The following is a 20389-nucleotide window of genomic DNA, read 5'->3' as shown; positions in this document are numbered from 1 at the left end:
ATCCGGTAAAATGCTTTTCATATAATTGTTTAAATAATCAAAAATACTTAAATAAAGCAATATATAGTTTACCAATATTCCAAACCATACTAACTTGATACTTGGTTTATTCATTTATATACCCCTCGTAAGAAGATGATTTATTAAAAAAATGAGAGTATAAAAAGAAACAGAAATTCAAAGCCCAAAAAAATGAATTTTAACATTTTATTGTTTATCTTTCCTCCTAATTGCCAAGCAAGAATAAACATAGATAAAATTAAGGGGAATAAACTTAAATATAGATTTTTAGTTAGTACTATAACGATCAATGCTAAGAAAAAAAGGGCAGTTGATAGAAAATTTGCAAATTTTGCACTCATGACATGACCTCCAATATTATAATGGGGTTATATACCATTCTATTATTGCTGCCAATGTAAGGAAAATTAATATTATACTGGTTAATAGGGCTATTTCAAATAACGTCTGTTTTATTAGCTGTTTTGTACTTAAAGAAGTACGGAAAAATTCAATAATAATTGATACGCCTTTTAATCCAATGATTCCACTTATTAATATCGCAGGTATCTCAAATATTCCATGCGGGATTAGCTTTACAAAAATACTTGAAATAGACAATCCAAGCTCCAATTGCTGCTGAATAGAGGAACCGACTATTAACCCATTAGTTATCAAAAATATAACAGTAGAAATACCAAGAGAAAGTAATCCTGAAGCAATAACTAGTGATGCCTTTATATTATTAAAAAGTAAGTTTTCTACATCAGAAGCCTGTATATAGTTTAAGTCTCCTCTTACTGCATCTATTCTAAACAAATACCCCCCTGCCATCCCCCCAAAAAATAAAAGTAAAGAAATGACAAACAATATTTTGTTATTCGATACAAGCTTACGAACAACATCTTTTATACCCCTTCCCTGAAAATTCATTTGCTCATCATTTCTCCAGAATTTTTACCTAAGTAAACTGATGTAATACGCTTTTCTATTGAATCGAGACTTAATTTATTGGTTGAAAATTCCTCGACAATTTTACCTTTATGTAAAATCCCTATTTTATCGCATAGAGAATGTGCCAATTCAAGTAAATGTGTCGTTAGAATAACTGTTTTATCTGCTTTTACAAACTTTTTTATATGTTGTCTTATAATATGTGAATTGATTAAATCGATTCCTGTCAAAGGTTCATCTAATAATAATATATCTGGATCGTTCAATAATGCTGATGCAATAGATACCTTTTGTTTCATTCCGTGGCTATATGTCTTAATCAATTCATCTTTTGCTGATGTTAAATTGAAGAGGTCAATTAAATAAGAAACTTTATCTTTTCGCAACTCTTTCGGAACATCTAAAATAGATGCAAAGAACAAAAGATATTCTTCCCCGCTTAAATATTCATATAAAGAAGCGGAATCAGGAACAAAACTTATTTTTTTATTACTATTATTACCAACACGTTTTATGTTATCAATGTATATTTCACCATGATCTGGTTTGGATAAACCTGCAAGGATACGTAGAAAGGTAGTTTTCCCAACACCATTCGTACCAACAATCCCATAGATACAACCCGTATCCACTTGGAAATTAAGGTTATCTAAAACGATATTTTCATCATATCTTTTAGATAAATTTTTCACCTTAATCATTTTTTAAGAAAACCTCCCTGACTGAAATTTGTTTAGTATACGCAGCAACGATATAATGCTCCCATAAGGTGAGACACATGAGCGTGATAAATAAGTTATAATGATACCATGAAAAAAAGAAACCGATATACCGCAGAATTTAAAGCTAAGGTGGTTCTTGAGGTGTTGCGTGAAGAGCAAACCGTCAATGAAATAGCCGCCAAATATGAATTAAGCCCAGTCATGGTCAGTCGTTGGAAAGCAGAATTTCTAGAACGATCCTCGATGGTCTTTGAAAAAGGCTCAAGCGAAGTGGATAAAATCCGTAAAGAATATGAGGCCAAACAAGAAAATTTAGAGAAATTGGTAGGTCAGTTAACGGTTGAAGTTGACTGGCTGAAAAAAAAATCTGGACTCAAATAAGTCTGTTGACGAACGAAAGGCTATGGTCGAATTCAATCACCCATCGATCAGCATCAAGCGTCAGGCACAGTTATTAGGTATTCATCGTACTAGCGTGTATCGCCAATCAAAGGGGCAAACAGAAAGCTCAGAAAACATCATGCTCATGCACGAAATGGATATGCTTTATACAGCTCATCCCTACTTTGGCTACAGGCGCATGACTGCGAAACTTCGTGAGAAAGGATTTGATGTGAATCATAAACGCGTACGCCGTCTCATGCGCCTTATGGGTATACAAGCTATTTACCCAAAACCCAACCTTAGTAAGAGGCTACATGCCAAGTACTGCCGGCCTTACCTGCTCCGTGGATGGGAGATCACCCGTCCGAACCATGTATGGGGAGTGGATATCACCTACCTTCGTATGGGACGGGGCTTTATGTACCTGTTTACCATCATCGACTGGTTCAGCCGCAAAGTGATCGATTACGAGTTATCTAGTACGCTGGAGAAAGGATTTGTCATCGACTGTCTGAAGCGGGCATTGCGTCATGGTAAGCCGGCCATCATCAATAGTGACCAGGGCAGCCATTTTACAAACGCTGACTATCTCGGGCTGTTGAAAGAGTATGGCATCCAGGTATCAATGGATGGCAAAGGACGAGCAACAGACAATAGTCGTACGGAACGATTCTTTAGAGCTTTAAAGTATGAATGTATCTATCTCAATGAATTCGATAATCCTAAAGAGTTGCGAAAAGGCATTCGACGCTATGTTACGTTCTATAATACAGACCGACCTCACCAATCCTTGGACTATTTGACGCCAGCAACAGTGTACAAGCAACCTAAGATGGTTCAAGCATCCTAACCATCGAACGTGATGAGAGGCTTTATATGGAGAGACGGGCATGATAGGCTGTTTTAGCCATGCGATGTTATCTGTCCATCGCTCCAGCGCAAAAAATCGTGCCCGTAGAGGCTCCATGTCAAGCCTTTATCGCACACGCACCACATTCATAGCGAAAGGAGAGAATGGATAACTTAAATATTATCAATTTGTGTCTTGACAAAGGGGTGCATTACACGATGGCATAAGCGCAAAAGAAAAAAGCAACGAGAATTAATATAAGAATACATGCAACCATAGTGTTAAATTTTAATCCGAAAAATTGATCTGCGATCAGTAATCCTCCTATGAAAACCGTGTATAGATAAGTTAGACCATTATTTAAAATGCTTTCTATAAAATTAGCTTTATGGGATTCACCAATTTCATAGGGATGCTCCCAATTTATCCGTGGGTATAACGCTGTTGAGAATATTTGAAATAAACCACTCAGTCCACCATAGGTGAGCATAATAGTGATTGATAAAGCATACAGAAAAATATTTACATTTATAAAAACAGAAGATAATAAGACGACGAAAAAAGTGACTAGAAATGTAAAAATAAAATATATATACCATTTTTCTTTGACAATATCCCACATTGTATATTTGGTATAAACAAGCAAGTGTATATTCTTGGCCTCTGTATCAATCGCTAATATCATTTTTAGTGATTCGCCAACAATTTGAAATATGGCAAAAGCAAATACTGTTATAATGGATAAAAAAAACAACGGTGATGTTGAATCAATAAAATGTTGTACGACTGGCAAGGCGATTCCGATAAATACTAGCAAGCCTAATATAGTTTTTCCTATATGCCCAATAAACCATGAACTAACACGCTTAATATGAAGTATGTCTTTTACAAAAAAATATTTATTCGTATTTATGAACTTATCTTTATCAGATATAGAGCTTTTACGGGTACGAATTTGGTAATAAGGTATTAAATCTAAATGATTTAATGTTTTGATCCATATCAAAGTGAATACACCAGCTATGGATAGCATGAAAAGAAAAACGATGAAAAGTATATGAAATTCCAGATTATATATGTCCTTAGGCAGACCGAGTTCCATTAAAAAAGACTGATATTTTATCACAATATCTGCTAATTTAATTCCAAATTTTTGTGAATTGAATAACAGTGAAGCGATCGTGAAGGGTAATAAAAAAAATAAGAGCCCAACGACTATAAATAGAAAAAAGCGATTTAATAAACGCAGTGATTGTATATAAAAAAAATGGGAAAACAAAAAGCGGAAGTATGAAAAAAACATAGTCATTATTAAACTTAATAGACTAAATAGCGGAAAATAGTAAATCAAAAATTTCAGCTCAAAACTTGGGTAATTTATATGTATCCCTAAAACTACAGGCATTAACAAAACGAACCACATTATCACTGTATTTTTCAATGAGTCACCATAAATAGAAGCAATGACTTGCAACACTCTATAACTTTTTAATTGAGACAACATTTTTGTCGTGTCATAATAAAAAATAGAAGATTTTTTATTAAAGAAACTTAATGAGTTGAAGAAAGCAAGAAATATTACAAAGCTCAAAAAGGCATTTAACCATGTATTTGCATCTAGATCCTTGATGATATAACCAGTTAAAAATACTGTGAAAAAAAACAAAGCACTCATAATAAAAATCACAATGAGTGTAATCCATCTATATATCTTTCTAAGATCAATTTTATCCAGCTGCCAGTCTGCTAAAAATTTTCGCAGAGCAGATTTTCTGTTATATTTTATTATATTGATCATTTTATCTATAAAAGAAAAGACAGAATTACTAGTAAACATTATTGAATTGGCACCTCCTGACTAGGTAAACAGAAAAAAGAAGTGGCATGTTAATTTTAGTATTAGCTGCGAATACAAGTTTTGCCGGATTTCCGCAGCTTGGGCTTGTACTCTTTCAGCTTTAATTACAAAGCAATAGCAAAGTCTCTTCCTGAATTTTGAATAACGGCTTTAATTGCAGTAATACCTCCAATTGCGCCGCTAAGTCCAGCTACTGCCGCAACAATCGACCAAAGAGTTGAACCTCCAGAAACCAAATCAATAATAAGCCCTGCTGTAGCCTGTTTAATTCCGAGTTTAGTAGCTAATCATGCGAAAGATGAATTTACAGTTCCTATTTCAGTAGTAACTTGAGCTGCCATTAAACCTAATGCAAAAGTTAAAAGACTAGCAAGTAATCCTTTTTTTCAGGTCTACACATTGCTTCATTGTTACTATCTCCTAAATTAGCAATTTTATACAAATCCCTTCAATCCCCTAGATTACCATATATAGGGTTGATTGTAAATTAAATTCCATATAACACTTGTAAAATAGGAACTACTAACTATTATCATGCTTTCATCCTGGTACACAATTTTATTAATAGTTAACCGTGTCCGATTGTTCCATATAAGCCAAATTTTTTTTCATATAAGTCCCCATTTCTCAAAGCCTTGTTGTTATAAGACCTTCAATTAACGCTGCCAAGAGAAGAAAAAATACATAGAGCACAAACAGTATAGACATATCTTTAAAATCTCTTTTTTTGGAAAAAGGGCTTTTTTAATATAATGCACTTAAAAGTCACTACTGCAGGCTTTAGTGCGAATGCCCCAACAAGTATAATTGCTAGGATTTCAAAAACACCATGAAAAAATGTATATTTAAATACAAACCAAAAAGAGAATGGGGGTGTTTAATAAGTCGTTTTTACGGCTTATTGACGCCCCCATTAATGCTTTAGAAACGTTGATATATCGGTGTTTATGATTTTTTGTTTTCTATGGCGATTTGACTTTCAAAGACAGCCCCTACTAGTACTTAATAAATATCCTTGTAAAAGGATATACCAAAAAGAAACGAAACCAAATGAAAACACACCAATACATGCTGGCAATAAAATCATGAAATTATGAAAAAATATAGACTGCCACGTAAGCTCCTCATCATCGAGGTTTTCTGAAACTATTACTACAGCCTCCTGTTCCGTGTCTGTTGCTTCTCTTCATCAGTTAACTGCAAATAAATCATTGGTCCACAAAAACTTATTAAAACAATTAAAAGTGAAATAAAAAAACATCTCGATTTCTTTCCAAAAATGCCATACCAAACACCTTAAGTCGAAATATATTTTTCACGTTCATACCAAGTCCTTGATAAAGTTAATTCTTTTTTGGAAGGATGGATGAGTTTCTTTCCACTCTTTCCTTTTGAAGTAAAACTCGTCATTCTCTTTTTCACTGATTCGCTCTAACTTCATTAATGTTTGAATATATAACTCCTTATTCCCCAATTGCCTTACAGCAAATTCATCTGCTTGGTGTTCAAACATTTTACTAATTTTATTCGGAAGCCATTCTGTGAGCCCTATTAAAGCGATTATACCAACTGGAAAAATAAGGATATACTGTCCCCATCCAAATCCTAGCATAATTTTTCTAGTAAAGAACATCAGCAAACTAATAAGCGTCGCTACTCCAAAAGTAATAAACAGTATCCAACGACCATGCTTTCGTTTGATATGTCCAATTTCGTGAAATAACACTGCCTTTACCTCATCTAAAGTAAATTTTTTTATCAAACCTTCTGTCATGTAAATGTTAATGCTTTTTTTAGATGCAAAAGGAGTACTATACACCCAAGCATTCGTCTCATTCTCGGACTCTTTCTTCGTAAATAGGTTAACGTTTATACTACATGCAGCTTCTATCGTTTTTTTCAAAGAGTAAAATTGCTCGGTGAATCCCACATTTTCATAGTTCCCCATGAAACGATGTATTACAGTATAAACTAGCATTATAATAAGGGTTAACGATAAATACCAAGCAGCAAATAAATACCATTTGTCCACAATTTTGGCTCTTCACCACAAAATGTACTTGACAATCAGGTTGTTTTCTGATCAAGGGTACAAAAAATGCGAAATTTCCTGTATGGTAAAGGTGACCAAACCATCAACCATGGAGGAAATTTCGCATGCAATCTCAGTTTATCAAAGATTTGATCACTTTACCAGGCTTTCTTATTCATGGAGAACGAAAAGAGGGAGAACGATGGATTTTTGAACTTTCCCTCCCTCCTCATTGTCCGATCTGCCCGACTTGCTTCGGACGGACAACCAAAATATCATCGAAACGAAAACAATGGATTCATGGCTATACAAATACGGTCGGTTTATTTTGGATTGAACTTCCCATAGAAAGACGGCGTTGCCAAGCCTGTTTTCTGACGTTCACCGTTTCTTATCCGGGACTTCCGTCTCACAGTATCGCGACGGAATCGTTTCAACATTGGGTCGCCCAGTTATGCATCGGAAAAACGATTCAAGAAGTCGCTCGCTTGTTACAACTCGCCTATACGACAGTAGAACGCTGGTTTTATCAATATGCCCCGGCTCTTTTACCAACATCGAATCCTACAGTAGTATGTGTGGATGAATTCGCTTTCCGAAAGGGACATGATTACGGAGTAGCGGTGATGGACACACAGACTCGGAATGTCCTTTCCATTGCTTCTGGAAAAAATGAAGAAGCCATTGTGGAGGCGCTTCAACCCGTCGCCTCCAAAGTGAAGTATGTTGTCAGCGACTTGGCTCCTGCCATGAGAAAAGCCATTGAAAAGGTATGTCCAAAAGCCATCCATGTTCTTGACCACTTCCATGTGATTCAGTTATTCACCGATGCACTGGAACGTTGTCGCAAATACCTTGCCAAAGGCGGAACCAAACATGGAAGCGTTCGCCGCGTGTGCCGATTGTTAAGCCAACGTCCAGAAAAATTAACAGAAGAAGAGAGACAGGAAGTTCGACAATGGTGCCAAGAAAGTGCTTATTTACGTGATGTCTATCAAGCACTTCAACATTTCCGTTACGTATCCAAAAGCCAAACAAGAAAGCAAGCCGAAACTCGTTTGACCCAATGGTTTGACCGGTACCTTTTTAGCGACTGTGCCGCCGTACGCAGTATTGCCAAGGCACTCATCACCCGAAGAGACGCAGTGCTTTCTTGCATCGTTTTTTCTTACTCAAATGGTCCAATGGAAGGAATCAACAACAAAATAAAATTGATCAAAAGGCGAGGATATGGGTATCGAAATATCCAGCGTTTTACTTTGCGTGTCCGTCTAGAGACCTCTATCACATTTTAACGTAAAAATCAAGTACATCTTTTGGTGATGAACCACAATTTTTACATATAGGGATAGTGGAAAAAGGAAAAATGAGAAAAAGTAAGCAAGACTTCCTATAGTGAGTACAAAAATTATAACTTTTTCCCTTTTTGAAAATTCAAGGAAATCTGATTCCTCCATTTCAGACTCTCCTTCAATATCCTCATCACTTTTTATCGTCCATTGGTATATAGCAGTTGTCAATGAAACTGATAAAAACGTCGGGAGAAAGATACATAACAAAATGCTCCAAATGTATGATTTTGTTAAAAGTAGTGCGTAACCCATCGAAAAATGATAGTTTAATATCAATGGAAGGATTCCAGCTAAGATAAACGGAACAAACAATGTAAAAAGATTGCGCCATGGAAGAACCTTGTTAATAAACAATGCCAAAAGAAAAGGCAATAAAAATGAACAACCATATATCAAAAAAGTAAGAGTTTTACTAAACTCCGTCTTCAATTGGATGGAGAATGATCCATCATTTTTTGCAGCACGTATTATATATTCATTAAAAAAAATTTCCTCTTACTAGACTGAATCGTCACTTCCTTACTAAAAGACGGTTTAACCCCTCTTCTCGTCATAACAGTCAGCTCTTCTCCAGCAGGTAAGATAATGTTTTCTGTATTGACTTTGGTAAATTGATAATCAATAGGTCCAATATGAAAAGCGAGCGGACGATTGGTAGAGTCTTCTTCAGTATTTTCAATATCTAAAAGATAGTCCCCTTGGTAGATGGAATAGCCAGTTAAAAGCTTCTGGACTCCTACATTTTTTTTTGAATCGAGAAGAATAAATGGCGATAAAACAGCTGAACGGATACTTAACTCAACCATAATAACCGAAACTGTAAAAAACGCCGTGACCAATAAAAATATGAGCATTCTTTTTTTCATAATAACTACTCTCCTTAATTTATAGGAAACTTGTCATAATCGATGGAATTGTTTTTAATGTCAAGTTTGCTACAAAGATAATACTTACAATAAGTAAAGGAGCAACCCGTCTTTCAGATTTCAATAATGCTTTAACACCAAAATACAATAAGACAAACTGCCATATTAAAAAAGGCTCAACTTGATTAAGAAGAGCAACAGCCACATCATGATCTAGATTTGGAACCAGAACCTGCAGTCCTACCGGTTCAAATACTTCTCCTGCAATTAAAACAAGTGTAGCAAAAGATATTGTTTACAGAAAATGATGAAGAGATGGCAATTTTTTTACATGCCCTTTATTTATCAATTACCATATATAGGGTTAATTGTAAATTTTATTACAGGAAATACGTGTAAAACAGGAAATATGAACTATTGGAAAGAAAGATGAAATAATAGGCCGGAAGAAGCAGAAAATCTGATATAAGAAGAATTAGACTATCTTGTAAATGAAGAAAGAACAAGCTGAGGACTTACCTGTTTGAAGCTGCAAAACAATGAATGGAAGAAGGAATTAAAGTTATAGATTCTGAATCGGAAATTACTATTATATTTGATCCGCCAACTGTAAAACTAAGAAAAATTAAGTTAATAGGACGAGATCCGTTTCAACAAAATTGCAATAACTAGTATTGAATCTGTGAAAGCTTAACAGATTCAAAATCTTATAACTTATAGTGTTCAGAATATTTCAGATTTTGATACAATCTATAAATAATAGAATTGTATAAATGACTACTTGCCGGAGGGAAAATAATATGAAAAGAGATTATGGTCTTTGTTTATGGACGTTTGGAGATATAGATTTTGAAGAGAAATGTAAAATATCCAAGAAGATTGGTGTTGACGGAGTGGAAGTCCAAGGGGATTTGTCACAATCTCCGGAAGAGTTAGCAGCGATTTTAAAAAAATATGACTTGAAGGTATTGTCCGTAACACCTGAAAATGTAGACATTTCCAGTTCTGATGAAAATATTCGAGCTAGTGCCGTACAATATTTTTTAGACCTAATCAGTTGGGCGAAAAATTTAGGCGCCAACAGAATCTGCTTACATGGTGATGTTGGGAAAATACATGGATGCGGAGATTTAACAAAAGACTGGGATTTGCTTGTAGCTAGTACGAAGGAGATTGTAAATAAAGCGGAGGAAGTTGGCCTTCAAGTTGTATTTGAAGTACTCAATCGGTATGAGAACCATCAAATCTTAACAGCAAAGGAAGCGATTTCATTAATTAATGAAGTAAAAAGCGACAACCTTTATATATTATTAGATGCATATCATATGAATATTGAGGAGGCTTGTCCAATTCAGGCAATCAAGGACGTAGGGAATAAGCTGGGTGTTTATCATGTCGCTGATTCCAATAGGCAAGCCATAGGTAACGGACACTCTGATATTAGAGGTCAAATAAAAGCTTTAGATGAAATTGGTTTCAAAGGACCGATTATAATGGAAATGGTCGCAGAAGGCCCCAATCCATTTACGCCGATTAAGCATGGAAACTATTTAGATGTGGTGGTCAATTACTATAAAGAATCTTTAAGACAACTAAAACAATGGGATGAAATGAAAGTTCAAGTATAAAGAAATCTCCTGACAGAAGTCGTTTTATTTCGATTGATATGATTTCATTTCAAAAACATTTTAATCCCTGTTTAGACTTTTGAAATCACTTGTGAATCATTGAGTTTTTATACAATCAAAGCCTTGTACAGTGGCATCATATTCAACATGTGGGGCGGGTGTGGTGATAGACTGGTCTGTATGCCTTGCAAAGTCCTATCACCTGCCCCTCTTTGCAAAAGCTCATGCCTGAATATAGAAATGAATGTTATACAGGAAGGGAATGTTTTGGTTTTTCACAATCGGACTCCATACCAAGTCTATTTACAGGAATTAAATGGACAGCGCTTGCGGGCTAACTAAAAGCAATGGATTTCGTCGAAAGCGCCATTTGGTCATTCACTCCGTTTAAGCAGCCACATAAATCAATACGTTTTGAAATTTGATTCAAATTTCTGTATTTTTAAGTATTTTGTAATCTTCCATATCACTATTAAACAAACTTTCTTCTGAAAAAACTAAATTATCAAAAAACGATCCAGAATTTCTTATCTAAACTATGATAATAAATAGGCTACATGGTATTTTGTGTATGCTCTATCTATTATTTTTTTACATAAGTAAATATCAATACTGAATGCAAGTTAAAACGGGAAATGACAGATGCAAGCAAAGATGTCCTTATCGTTGCTAAAAACAAGCATATATAAGAGTTAGAGGAAGAAGTCAAACGGTTAAGGTATTCTGGCACAGATATTGTGATGATTACGATAAAGGCATATAATGACAATAGTTAATGCATATTTATTGCGTATTAGTAAGAAATAGCGAAGTAAAGATTATTTATAAATCTATAAAAGGAGCATTCCTGTTAGAAGTTTTTTCGGGGACTTGAATAAAAAAAGCCCTCTTGGTATGATTCGGGGGTGTCAATCGGATGAATTGACCCCTAATTTGGATACCAAGGAGGACTATACATGAATTCTATCTCAAACAAGAAGATTAATCAAGTCACCGATCAAACGCTCGTCGTTGGCATGGATATCGCGAAAAAGAAGCATTATGCCTGCTAGTTGAAGCCATCGCCTGCAATTTCCTCCAGCAGGAATTCTTTGATTTGTTCGTCTGATACTTTTCGCCCGTCTTCTGTGAAGGAATAACCTGGTGCCGGACGCCCCTCACTCACTTTTTTCTCTTCCACTCGGTAGCTCTTTTGATAATAGTAGGTGGAACGAGCAATCCCTATAATCTTTAGCACCTTGGAAATGGAATAGCCTTTTTGGATCCAGTTGTCGGCTACTTCAATTTTTTCAGCAAGTGAGGGTTTTTCTTTTTTATCATGTCGCGTAAGATCGCGATTTCAAGGTCTTTTTCACCAAGCAATATTTTGAGCTTTTCATTTTCCTTGGATATTTCTTTCGGGTCAAGGCCCGGCAAAACAGTGACATCAACATCACCATATTTGCCATCTTTATATTCCCGCACCCAACGGGATACCATGTTGGAATTCAGTTCATAACGGCGGGCAACAAGGCTGTTATTGCCTGTCTCCTGTGCCTCTTTGATGACTTGTAATTTAAACTCCTTGGAGTGTTTGGTTCGTGTCATGTTGTTTAGCCTCCTTGGTACATTAAGCAGTATATTATTTTTTACTCTTATTGTCCAAGTTCATTTAGGGGCTAAATAGGTATTGTAAATTCTCCTTATCTGCTAAGAGAAGGATTTAGCTACCTTTTTGTTATCTGTTTTACCCTTAAAAAGATAATTTTATTGATGCAAAAGGCTTTTACCATCTTTCCCTCTACTGTAATTGTTTTTTCACTTAGAAAACTTTTTCTAAAAAGTTATCTTTATGTTTTTTACATGGTTTCTGTTATTAATACTTAAAACTTCTCCGATATGACAAATACATTATTATCCGCAATTACACTTTTTGAACTTTTTTAAGAGTGTAAATTATGTAAATAAATATTGTTCCTTTTTCCTATTCACCTATATTTTTCCTGTTGATAGAATGATAACAAGGAAGAGGTGGGAATTTATACTAAAGCAAACAATTACAGGTTGTAACCTAAATACATGGTCATTGGTTTGCTACTAATTATACGACTAATTAGGGGAGGAAATGAGCATCAATAGACTAGCTAAAGGATTCATAGTAACTGCTTCTTTAGCCCCTGCCTCTACTTCTTTTGTCCAGTCACCTCAAACTAAAGAAAATGATACCAATCCCACTGGAATAGCTTCATCTGTTGTTTATACTATAGATAATCAACCATCAAAGATTCAATTACTCATTGAAAAGTAAGCGTAAAATAATCCCCACCTTTTAATGATAGGGATTAAATACTATTATTGTGATAAGTTATTAAAAACCCGACAATTCAAAGGAATTGTTTTGGACCAAGGAAGTAGTTGATCAAGCTCATCCATATTGCTTATATCCATATTGGGAAGCCTTTCAAATAAGTAGCGAAGATAATAAAATGGATTTAATTTATTCTCTTTTGCTGTCTCCACAATACTGTAAATGATTGAGCTGGCCTTAGCTCCTTTCGGAGTATTGCTAAAAATCCAGTTCTTCCTTCCGATCACAAATGGTTTAATGGATCGTTCACTTCGATTATTATCGATTTCTAAACGTCCATCCTCTAAAAATGCCACGAGTTTTTCCCATTGGTTGAGGCAGTATGTAATGGCTTGACCTAATAGACTCTTTGGTAAAACATTGCTTTTCTCTGTTTTTAGCCATGCTGAAAAAGCCTCCAACAATGGTTGGCTGTGTTTAAGTCGTTTTTTATATCGTTCTTCTGGTGTACATTCTTTCAAATCACGCTCGATGGCAAATAGCTGATTACAGAAATTGAGTCCTTCCCGAGCTGTGACTGCTGAATGACGTTTGGATTCAGGAAGTACGTTTAAAGCCTCATCGAACTTTCTGCGGGCATGAGCCCAACATCCAACTAATGTTACGCCGGATACCTTATGGTATCCTGCATATCCATCGACATGCAGGTATCCTTTAAACCCTTTTAGGAATTCTTTGGCATGTTCTCCTGCTCTAGTTTCCTGATAGTCATAAAGGACAAGTGGTGGATCCTCTCTTCCAGTCCGATAAAGCCACATGTAAGATTTCGATGTACTTGACCTTCCAGGTTCATGTAAAACCTGAACAGTTGTTTCATCCGCATGTAGAATGTCTTTAGAGAGGAGATGCTCTTTCATTCGTTGATAAATTGGCGCAAGCCATTTTTCGGCACCATAAAGCATCCAATTGGCCATGGTTTGCCTGGATAAGATCACACCTAATCGTTTGAACTGTTGTTCTTGGCGATATAGAGGTAGCCCCTCTACATATTTTTGATTCATAATATAGGCCATGCTTGACGGTGAAGCTAAACTTTTTGGATACACAGATTTTGGGGCAGGTGCTGTAACGATTGGTGTCTCTATTTCATTACGCTCACAATGACGGCATCCATAGACATATCGAACGTGTTTTAAAACTTTGACTTGAGCCGGAATAATCACTAATTCTTGTCGTACTTCTGTGCTCATTTCGTGTGTTTTTTCACCGCAACACGAACAGACCTGCTCTTCTTCGGGTAAACGATATTCAATCGTTTCCATAGGCAGGTTTTCAAACGTAGCTTGACGTTGACCACGTTTCTTTTTACGACGATATGTAATTGTTTCAACAGTTGGCTCTTCGGCTTTTACATTAGACTCTACCTCTGCTTCATTGAATAAAGGTAGTTCTAATTGATTAGGATTTGTTTTTTCGCTTGAAGAGCCAAATTTTCGTTTTTGACTAAGACGATACTGTTCTTCATACCATTGTAATTTCGCCGTCAATTCAACGATTTGCTGTTGAAGTTTTTCAATTAATTCAAATGGGTTTTGGTTAGGATTCTTTAAATTTTTCATCATGTAGTAATAATTCGACGGTTTTAGCTATTTTCCTCCAAGGTTTTTGTTAAAAGTAAAAAATTCATATAACTGTTCTAGCCTTTACTTCTGGGTGTGCTTTCTTTTGCTCCATTGCAAGACCATCCAATAACCAGCGTAATTGCCGATAACTAATTTGTATCGTTCCAGTGTCATTTTCATTTGGCCATTGAAATTTTCCTTTTTCCAATCGACGATAATAAAGCCAAAAACCATTATAGTCCCAGTGAAGAATTTTTAATTTATCTCGCTTTCGATTACAGAACACAAAATAGCTTGATGAAAAGGGATCTAAATCAAATCCCTCTTTCACCAAAGCAGCTAATCCATCAATGGATTTTCTCAAATCAGTACTTCCTTTTGCCAAGTAAACTCGTTCAGCTCTTGTACCAACTAACATGTTGATTTCAACGTCCTAACCACTTCTGAAAGAAAGGCCGGATCGAAACCAGGTTTTACTTCAATTGAAATCCCACTAATTTCAATCCGTAATGAATTTTCAACTGTTTGTGAATGATCTTCTAGGGTAACGGATGCCCATTTTGTAGACTTTCCTTGATTTTTTATTGGATTTTCAATTTTTCTTAACCAGTATTTAAACTGGTGAATACTCCATTGATTTTCCTTGCACCAGTTTACTTGAGTTTGACCGCTTTTACGATAGTCAGCGATTCGTTGTTCCCAAACCTTTCGTAATTCAGGATTCTTAGGCATAAAAAAACCCCCTTCAATTTCATCTTGAGGAGATTATCTCATGAAATTAGCACATCAAGAAGGTGTGCAAGATTTGACGCTTACATTGAAAATCCTGTCAAAGATGCTATTAGAGCTGTACTAAAAAACAAAGCAAAGCTTTTCAAACTTATAGAAAAGTTTGCAGAAAAGAAAATAAGAACTGAGCTTGAAAAAAGGTTTTCAAAGTATATTGAGCCGGTACTGAGAGACCTTTTGGATGAGTATTCTGCTTTTGGATGGTCTGATGTCCAAAATAAGCTATATAAATCGCTTAAAAAGTCAGGACTTTCTGACTCAAGTGCTAAAGCTATGCCGCATTGGACAACCATTGCAATAAAAGCAATTTATTAAAAAATGTTCATAAAATAGTAGGAGGCAAATATATATGAAAAATAAAAAGAGAATAGCTTCAGTGGTTCTAAGCGCTACACTTCTTACATCTTTCTTAGGCACATCAGGTGCATTAGCATCTGAAAAAACAGCGTCATCTGCTCCTGTTCCTGTGAAAGTGACTGTTCATAAAGGGGTACAAAACGCTATCAAGTCACAGAATGTACCTGTTAAAACAGTAGCTACTGCTAATGGGAATTTTCAAACTCAAGGCGCAGTGTCCTGGAGTTATAAAGCCTTTAAATTAGCTCTCCGCTCAGGAGGATGGGCTTTATCGCAAATGCTAAGACCTTTGTCTCCAAAGGCCGCCGCATGGGTTAGAAAAAACTCTGCTAAAGTAGCTAAGTTGATGGATAAAGGCGAAAAATGGACAGAGAATCAGTTTTATAATGGACTTAGAGGCATTGGCTGTCCACCTGATGTGGCGAGAGCGTTGGCAAAATTCATTGTTGCGCTGATTTAACGCATTAAAAATTTAAGAAAAAGTGCTGTTAGTTCCCTGCTAATGGCACTTTTCTAATGGAGGTTAAAGATGACTTGACTATCTTTACAGCAATAACTCTATCTATACTTTCATGTTTGGTTATTTCCTGTGGTTTGTTTTTATTTTTGATTAAAAAGGGTGTTATAGATAATCCTCCAAACACCTTAGCATTTATATCCTTTATCCTCCTTATTGGCTTTTGTTTATTCTTTGTCATAGCTGTTACTAGCCTAATTATTTACTTTGTTTCTTTAGGTGTTAATCATTTCTTAGGCGACTATGTAAATTATAGCTCTCGATCCGATTTATATATATTTTCTTTATTGGTAAGCGCATTAGCACTTGTTTACATGCTTATACTTATGGCAGTTATAAAAGGACTCTCAATATTTCTCAGAATCCCTAAGTGGATAACTTACATATGTGAGTTTGCTGTTGCATGGATAGCTGTTTATTTCTCCATACAGTATGTTACAGATAGCCATCTAAGTAATGTATCCATATTTCAAGGAGGAGAGTTACTTTTATCCTTTTTTATTACATTTCTATTCTTAGGATGTGACATTCTTTTTTCTAACCTAGATGATATATCAAGGGAAAAGTTAGGATAGACATTATGAATGTTAAGAAGGAGTTATATTTTTAATCCTTGCGGGCTTAACAATAAAGTATTGCTGAATCAGTAATAGTTTTGAAGTTCATACTTTTCCAACAATGTCCAAATGATGCTAGTATAGTTTCATGGACACCCTTTAGTGAAATATAATATTAACGAAGGGATGTGTCCTGATATGGGTAACACAAGCGAAAAACGTAAAAGTTATCATGCTGAATTTAAGGAAATGGTGGTTGAGCTTTATCAAACTGGAACACCAGTAAAACAGATCTGCAGCGAATATGGCCTGCCTGAAACGACAATCTACAAATGGATCAGAAAACAAAAACCGGTTAAGCTGGATGACGGGGGCTCTTTTACCCCGGAAGAATTTCTGAACCTGCAAAAAGAATTGCACCGGCTGAAAGAGGAAAACGAAATCTTAAAAAAAGCTATGGCCATATTCGCAAAGAAGTAGATCAAACCACTGTTATATCCATGATTGACGAGATAAGAGCCAAACACCATTATGACCTTAAAACCATGTGTACGGTCCTTGGCGTGCCGAGAAGTACCTACTATCAATCCAAACAAAAAACAGAGTCAAAAACAAAACGGGAAAACCGGGAGCTGACAGACAGAATACGAAAAATCCATACGGAAAGCAAGCAGAGATACGGAGCACCGAAGATCCACCATATGCTTGAAAAAGAAGGGCTCAAAGTCAGCCTGAAACGGGTTCAGCGTTTGATGAAGGCTGCAGGCATTTATTCCATTATCAGAAAAAAGTACCGCCCCCATTCCAATAAGGGCAAGATGGAAGAACACGATAACCTGCTGAACCAGGACTTCTCAACGACAACCATCAACGAGAAATGGGTTACGGATATTACGTACATTCATACTTTGAGAGACGGTTGGTGCTACCTGGCTTCCGTAATGGATTTACATTCCAGAAAGATTGTCGGTTACGCTTTTGACCGCCACATGACGACTGAACTGGCTTTAAAGGCAGTAGAAAACGCTTATCAGGCACAACGTCCAGGTCCGGGATTGATCTTGCATTCTGATTTGGGATCCCAGTATACAAGCGAGAAATTTGCAGAATACATGGAAAAGAAGCAGTTCAAACACTCCTTCAGTAAAAAAGGTTGCCCATACGATAACGCCTGCATTGAGTCTTTCCATGCAATTCTGAAAAAGGAAGAGATCTACAGAGTCAACTATTTGAACTTTCAAGCTGCCAGAAGAGCCTTATTCGAATTTATAGAAGGCTGGTACAATCGGAAACGGATTCATAGCTGCCTGGGCTATATGACGCCACAAGAAACAGAAGACAGTATCAAAGGGGCAGCGTAGTGCTCTTCACAATTTTACAAGCATCCGCTTTACATGGAGTGGCGGGGCGTGGTAGGCTTGTTTGCCATGCGAAAGAAATCATTACCCCTTTCGCCCTTCGCATAACACCACGCCCGCAGAGGCTCCATGTCAAGCGACCAGCGATGTCATGAAAAATATGGCATGAGATCAAAATTAAATTTCACTTATTGGTGTCCAAAATATTGACTTAAATCCAAACATATATAAATCACAGTTATAAATATATTTAAAACATACTGACTACTTCCTATTTTAATTAAGATATTTACATTATAAAATAGTTACAAAAAAGTGTAAAGTAGTCAATGGGGATATTATAAAATAATGATTAAAGTACATCTTTCAAGGATAATGGGAGAGAAAAGGTTGAAGATTTCAGATGTGGCAAGAATGACAGGGTTGCATCGGAATGGAATTGCAAAGATATACAATGAGGGAACTGATGGAATAAAGTTTGATACTTTAAACAAGTTGTGTAAAACTTTGGATTGCAAAGTTGAGGATCTTATTGAATATATTGATGATGAAAAAGACCACTCGAAATGAGTGGTCTTAATTATTAACGCTATTGTCCATGTTAATATTCGTAAACGGTTACCTTTTTGAACGAAATTCTCTTTAATTTCGATCTCCTAGATATTCCTGTTGGATTTTTTCTAATTTACCTGTTTCTTTAAACTTTAAGATCATATCATTGAAAAATTTTAAAAGTTCTGTATCTTTTTTTCTTACTGCCATTGCATAGCTTTTCTTCGGTACAAACTCTTCTCCATTAGGGAGATATATAGCTCCCGTAAAATATGTATACGTCTTAGTTAAATCTGTTTCTACGAGGTTATCAATACCCGGCACAACATCAACATCTCCACGTTTTAAAGCAATAATCACATCGTCAAATGTAGGAAATTCTCTTAGTTCAACTGGAATATTATTTGATTGAGCCATTTCTTTTATTACTGCGATATTAAAGTCTCGATATACTTTTAAATCGTTTGTCCATTCTGTCTGAACAGGAACAATAATTTTATCTATATCGTACTTTGCCTTGTTTTCAATTTTACTTTGCACTTGTTGCTCTTCCTTTGTTTTATTTTCTTCAACAGTTTTTTCTGAACTGCAACCTATCATACTCATAAATACCAAACAAAATATTGTTAAAAGCAAATTTTTTTCAAACTTAATCACCTCTTTACGAAATTTTCCTACTAATTATAACATTACTATGTGAACCAAAAAAGGAACGGTAACTTACCGTCCCTTATGAGCGTAATTTTAGTCCATTTACTTGGACAATACGAAATGGATAATCTTTTTACATTAACTCTTTTTATTTATAACTGTATTATTTATTTTGGACGAAGGAAAAAATGAAACGAGTGGAATTATTTTAAATGGTGATGAGTGATGAAAAAATACAAACTGAAAAGCAATATTGGGGAACTAATTGAAAAGAGTGAATTGCGGAATGATTACATACGAAAACACGTAAATGTGCAACAAAAACAGCTTTGGAATTGAAAAAATGGAGTAAGTTTCCCGACTTTAGAGAAAGCCTTTATTTTAGCGAAAATTGTAGGGTATAAAGTGGATGATCTTGCGGAACTGGTTGAGGTTGAAGAGGAAGAATAAACTTTTATGAGTAGACTTCAATCCTAATGTTGTACAGTACAATAATAAAGGAGTAAGTATATGAAGTTACTTTTGCCATTCATGATACTGATAGGAGTTGTACTAGGCTTTTGTTTAATAAATTTAATTAATATGAAGTTATTATTACCCTTCATGACATTAATTGGTGTTGTATTAGGTTTTTGTTTAAATTTAATCAAAGATTATATTCAAAATAAGCCTAAAATTAGAACTGGGATCAATGAGTCATCTGGAAAATTTAATTACTATAAAAATTTTGTAAATGAAAATGGTTTTGACGTAGAAAAGATAGCAACTCCCGATGAAGCTTCATTTTTAGAATTAAAAATAAAAATTGACGTTTATAATATTGGAAAATCCGATACTGCTATCAAAGATTTAATGATTGACGCAACAGCTAACAATACTACAATGAGTTTTCAACCTGAATTAAAGATTAATGGAGAAACCAACAAAGACTACACATTTGAATCGGCTACACTTAACTGGACAATAAAATTAAGGTCAAGTAGACTAAACACCAAATTTGGGTATACTGCTTATTAAACATAAAGGATCCGTACTAGAAACTTTACGTGGAGT

22 protein-coding genes are annotated in these 20389 nt (G+C 35.4%); 9 read left to right on the top strand and 13 right to left on the bottom strand.

Annotated elements, in window-relative coordinates; genetic code table 11:
- Positions 1 to 378: 378 nt before the first annotated feature.
- Both NSU02_RS02470 and NSU02_RS02465 read right to left on the bottom strand, forming a co-directional pair.
- On the bottom strand, positions 379 to 933 hold the full coding sequence (locus NSU02_RS02470; RefSeq protein WP_339194100.1) for a stage II sporulation protein M: 555 nt from the start codon (positions 931 to 933) through the stop codon (positions 379 to 381).
- Positions 930 to 1655, bottom strand: coding sequence for an ABC transporter ATP-binding protein (locus tag NSU02_RS02465; RefSeq protein ID WP_339194098.1), 726 nt, complete (start codon positions 1653 to 1655; stop codon positions 930 to 932). The genes NSU02_RS02470 and NSU02_RS02465 overlap by 4 nt, the downstream gene beginning before the upstream one ends.
- 108 nt (positions 1656 to 1763) lie before the next feature.
- On the opposite strand from NSU02_RS02465, the gene NSU02_RS02460 reads away from it, so the two are divergent.
- Positions 1764 to 2910 (top strand): IS3 family transposase gene (locus NSU02_RS02460; protein ID WP_339194096.1). Its coding sequence is split into 2 segments (ribosomal slippage): positions 1764 to 2033 and positions 2035 to 2910, totalling 1146 coding nucleotides; the frame shifts between segments, so codons are not numbered across the junction.
- 211 nt (positions 2911 to 3121) lie between these two features.
- Here NSU02_RS02460 and NSU02_RS02455 read toward each other — a convergent pair.
- From NSU02_RS02455 to NSU02_RS02445, 3 genes are all read right to left on the bottom strand, one after another.
- Entirely contained in the window at positions 3122 to 4747 is a 1626-nt protein-coding gene (locus NSU02_RS02455) for a hypothetical protein (RefSeq protein WP_339194094.1), read from the bottom strand.
- A gap of 125 nt (positions 4748 to 4872) precedes the next feature.
- Positions 4873 to 5004, bottom strand: a complete 132-nt coding sequence (locus NSU02_RS02450; protein ID WP_339194092.1) for a hypothetical protein — start codon at positions 5002 to 5004, stop codon at positions 4873 to 4875.
- Between the two features lie 1085 nt (positions 5005 to 6089).
- Complete coding sequence (locus tag NSU02_RS02445) at positions 6090 to 6800, bottom strand: M48 family metallopeptidase (protein ID WP_339194090.1); 711 nt, start codon at positions 6798 to 6800, stop codon at positions 6090 to 6092.
- Positions 6801 to 6925: 125 nt separating this feature from the next.
- Between NSU02_RS02445 and NSU02_RS02440 the strand changes: the two genes are divergently transcribed.
- Positions 6926 to 8095, top strand: coding sequence for an ISL3 family transposase (locus NSU02_RS02440; RefSeq protein WP_021292746.1), 1170 nt, complete (start codon positions 6926 to 6928; stop codon positions 8093 to 8095).
- A gap of 524 nt (positions 8096 to 8619) precedes the next feature.
- Here NSU02_RS02440 and NSU02_RS02435 read toward each other — a convergent pair.
- On the bottom strand, positions 8620 to 9018 hold the full coding sequence (locus tag NSU02_RS02435; RefSeq protein ID WP_339194088.1) for a hypothetical protein: 399 nt from the start codon (positions 9016 to 9018) through the stop codon (positions 8620 to 8622).
- Positions 9019 to 9818: 800 nt separating this feature from the next.
- Between NSU02_RS02435 and NSU02_RS02430 the strand changes: the two genes are divergently transcribed.
- Positions 9819 to 10646 (top strand): sugar phosphate isomerase/epimerase family protein, encoded by an 828-nt coding sequence (locus NSU02_RS02430; protein WP_339194086.1) that lies wholly within the window; start codon positions 9819 to 9821, stop codon positions 10644 to 10646.
- A 1048-nt stretch (positions 10647 to 11694) separates the two neighbouring features.
- On the opposite strand, the gene NSU02_RS02425 is transcribed toward NSU02_RS02430, so the two are convergent.
- Together NSU02_RS02425 and NSU02_RS02420 are read right to left on the bottom strand one after the other, a co-directional pair.
- Positions 11695 to 11826: a hypothetical protein gene (locus NSU02_RS02425; protein ID WP_257790163.1), complete on the bottom strand. Its 132-nt coding sequence runs from the start codon at positions 11824 to 11826 to the stop codon at positions 11695 to 11697.
- 95 nt (positions 11827 to 11921) lie between these two features.
- Positions 11922 to 12233: a transposase gene (locus NSU02_RS02420; protein ID WP_339194083.1), complete on the bottom strand. Its 312-nt coding sequence runs from the start codon at positions 12231 to 12233 to the stop codon at positions 11922 to 11924.
- Between the two features lie 517 nt (positions 12234 to 12750).
- Here NSU02_RS02420 and NSU02_RS02415 point away from each other — a divergent pair.
- Positions 12751 to 12933 carry a hypothetical protein gene (locus tag NSU02_RS02415; RefSeq protein WP_339194081.1) on the top strand — a complete coding sequence of 61 codons (183 nt, stop codon included), beginning with the start codon at positions 12751 to 12753 and terminating at the stop codon, positions 12931 to 12933.
- A gap of 44 nt (positions 12934 to 12977) precedes the next feature.
- Here the strand turns inward: NSU02_RS02415 and NSU02_RS02410 are convergent, their stop codons facing one another.
- The 3 genes from NSU02_RS02410 to NSU02_RS02400 form a co-directional block, all read right to left on the bottom strand.
- Positions 12978 to 14555 (bottom strand): IS66 family transposase, encoded by a 1578-nt coding sequence (locus tag NSU02_RS02410; RefSeq protein ID WP_094245431.1) that lies wholly within the window; start codon positions 14553 to 14555, stop codon positions 12978 to 12980.
- Between the two features lie 61 nt (positions 14556 to 14616).
- Positions 14617 to 14973, bottom strand: coding sequence for an IS66 family insertion sequence element accessory protein TnpB (gene tnpB, locus NSU02_RS02405; protein WP_003352857.1), 357 nt, complete (start codon positions 14971 to 14973; stop codon positions 14617 to 14619).
- The gene (locus NSU02_RS02400; protein WP_003352856.1) at positions 14967 to 15287 is read right to left on the bottom strand and encodes a hypothetical protein; all 321 of its coding nucleotides are present in this window, start codon (positions 15285 to 15287) and stop codon (positions 14967 to 14969) included. Before NSU02_RS02400 ends, tnpB begins: the two co-directional genes overlap by 7 nt.
- A gap of 24 nt (positions 15288 to 15311) precedes the next feature.
- Here NSU02_RS02400 and NSU02_RS02395 point away from each other — a divergent pair, with 24 nt between their 5' ends.
- Complete coding sequence (locus NSU02_RS02395; RefSeq protein ID WP_339194079.1) at positions 15312 to 15659, top strand: hypothetical protein; 348 nt, start codon at positions 15312 to 15314, stop codon at positions 15657 to 15659.
- Positions 15660 to 15693: 34 nt separating this feature from the next.
- Positions 15694 to 16161, top strand: coding sequence for a hypothetical protein (locus NSU02_RS02390; protein ID WP_094245007.1), 468 nt, complete (start codon positions 15694 to 15696; stop codon positions 16159 to 16161).
- A 28-nt stretch (positions 16162 to 16189) separates the two neighbouring features.
- Here NSU02_RS02390 and NSU02_RS02385 read toward each other — a convergent pair whose 3' ends face one another.
- The gene (locus NSU02_RS02385; protein WP_157727888.1) at positions 16190 to 16399 is read right to left on the bottom strand and encodes a hypothetical protein; all 210 of its coding nucleotides are present in this window, start codon (positions 16397 to 16399) and stop codon (positions 16190 to 16192) included.
- Between the two features lie 574 nt (positions 16400 to 16973).
- Between NSU02_RS02385 and NSU02_RS02380 the strand changes: the two genes are divergently transcribed.
- Positions 16974 to 18136, top strand: a protein-coding gene (locus NSU02_RS02380) for an IS3 family transposase (protein WP_339194075.1) whose coding sequence is annotated in 2 segments (ribosomal slippage) — positions 16974 to 17229 and positions 17229 to 18136 — 1164 coding nt in all. Because the reading frame shifts where the segments join, the coding sequence is not laid out codon by codon here.
- 345 nt (positions 18137 to 18481) lie between these two features.
- On the top strand, positions 18482 to 18703 hold the full coding sequence (locus tag NSU02_RS02375; RefSeq protein WP_339194073.1) for a helix-turn-helix transcriptional regulator: 222 nt from the start codon (positions 18482 to 18484) through the stop codon (positions 18701 to 18703).
- Positions 18704 to 18775: 72 nt separating this feature from the next.
- Here the strand turns inward: NSU02_RS02375 and NSU02_RS02370 are convergent, their stop codons facing one another.
- Entirely contained in the window at positions 18776 to 19342 is a 567-nt protein-coding gene (locus NSU02_RS02370) for a transporter substrate-binding domain-containing protein (protein WP_339194071.1), read from the bottom strand.
- Positions 19343 to 19846: 504 nt separating this feature from the next.
- Between NSU02_RS02370 and NSU02_RS02365 the strand changes: the two genes are divergently transcribed.
- Positions 19847 to 20353 (top strand): hypothetical protein, encoded by a 507-nt coding sequence (locus NSU02_RS02365; protein ID WP_339194069.1) that lies wholly within the window; start codon positions 19847 to 19849, stop codon positions 20351 to 20353.
- Positions 20354 to 20389 lie beyond the last annotated feature (36 nt).

The sequence above is a fragment of the Aeribacillus sp. FSL W8-0870 genome, from assembly GCF_037963755.1.
Classification (GTDB): Bacteria; Bacillota; Bacilli; order Bacillales; family Aeribacillaceae; genus Aeribacillus; species Aeribacillus composti.
Note: the sequence above shows the minus strand (reverse complement) of the source record. Positions and strands in the feature narration are given on the sequence as shown.

Bases quoted from the DNA above. Each gene is read 5' to 3' on its own strand.
- NSU02_RS02470 (WP_339194100.1), bottom strand. From the start codon at position 933: ATGAATTTTCAGGGAAGGGGTATAAAAGATGTTGTTCGTAAGCTTGTA.
- NSU02_RS02465 (WP_339194098.1), bottom strand. From the start codon at position 1,655: ATGATTAAGGTGAAAAATTTATCTAAAAGATATGATGAAAATATCGTT.
- NSU02_RS02455 (WP_339194094.1), bottom strand. From the start codon at position 4,747: ATGTTTACTAGTAATTCTGTCTTTTCTTTTATAGATAAAATGATCAAT.
- NSU02_RS02440 (WP_021292746.1), top strand. From the start codon at position 6,926: ATGCAATCTCAGTTTATCAAAGATTTGATCACTTTACCAGGCTTTCTT.
- NSU02_RS02435 (WP_339194088.1), bottom strand. From the start codon at position 9,018: ATGAAAAAAAGAATGCTCATATTTTTATTGGTCACGGCGTTTTTTACA.
- NSU02_RS02430 (WP_339194086.1), top strand. From the start codon at position 9,819: ATGAAAAGAGATTATGGTCTTTGTTTATGGACGTTTGGAGATATAGAT.
- NSU02_RS02420 (WP_339194083.1), bottom strand. From the start codon at position 12,233: ATGACACGAACCAAACACTCCAAGGAGTTTAAATTACAAGTCATCAAA.
- NSU02_RS02415 (WP_339194081.1), top strand. From the start codon at position 12,751: ATGAGCATCAATAGACTAGCTAAAGGATTCATAGTAACTGCTTCTTTA.
- NSU02_RS02410 (WP_094245431.1), bottom strand. From the start codon at position 14,555: ATGATGAAAAATTTAAAGAATCCTAACCAAAACCCATTTGAATTAATT.
- tnpB (WP_003352857.1), bottom strand. From the start codon at position 14,973: ATGTTAGTTGGTACAAGAGCTGAACGAGTTTACTTGGCAAAAGGAAGT.
- NSU02_RS02400 (WP_003352856.1), bottom strand. From the start codon at position 15,287: ATGCCTAAGAATCCTGAATTACGAAAGGTTTGGGAACAACGAATCGCT.
- NSU02_RS02390 (WP_094245007.1), top strand. From the start codon at position 15,694: ATGAAAAATAAAAAGAGAATAGCTTCAGTGGTTCTAAGCGCTACACTT.
- NSU02_RS02385 (WP_157727888.1), bottom strand. From the start codon at position 16,399: ATGACAAAGAATAAACAAAAGCCAATAAGGAGGATAAAGGATATAAAT.
- NSU02_RS02375 (WP_339194073.1), top strand. From the start codon at position 18,482: ATGATTAAAGTACATCTTTCAAGGATAATGGGAGAGAAAAGGTTGAAG.
- NSU02_RS02365 (WP_339194069.1), top strand. From the start codon at position 19,847: ATGAAGTTACTTTTGCCATTCATGATACTGATAGGAGTTGTACTAGGC.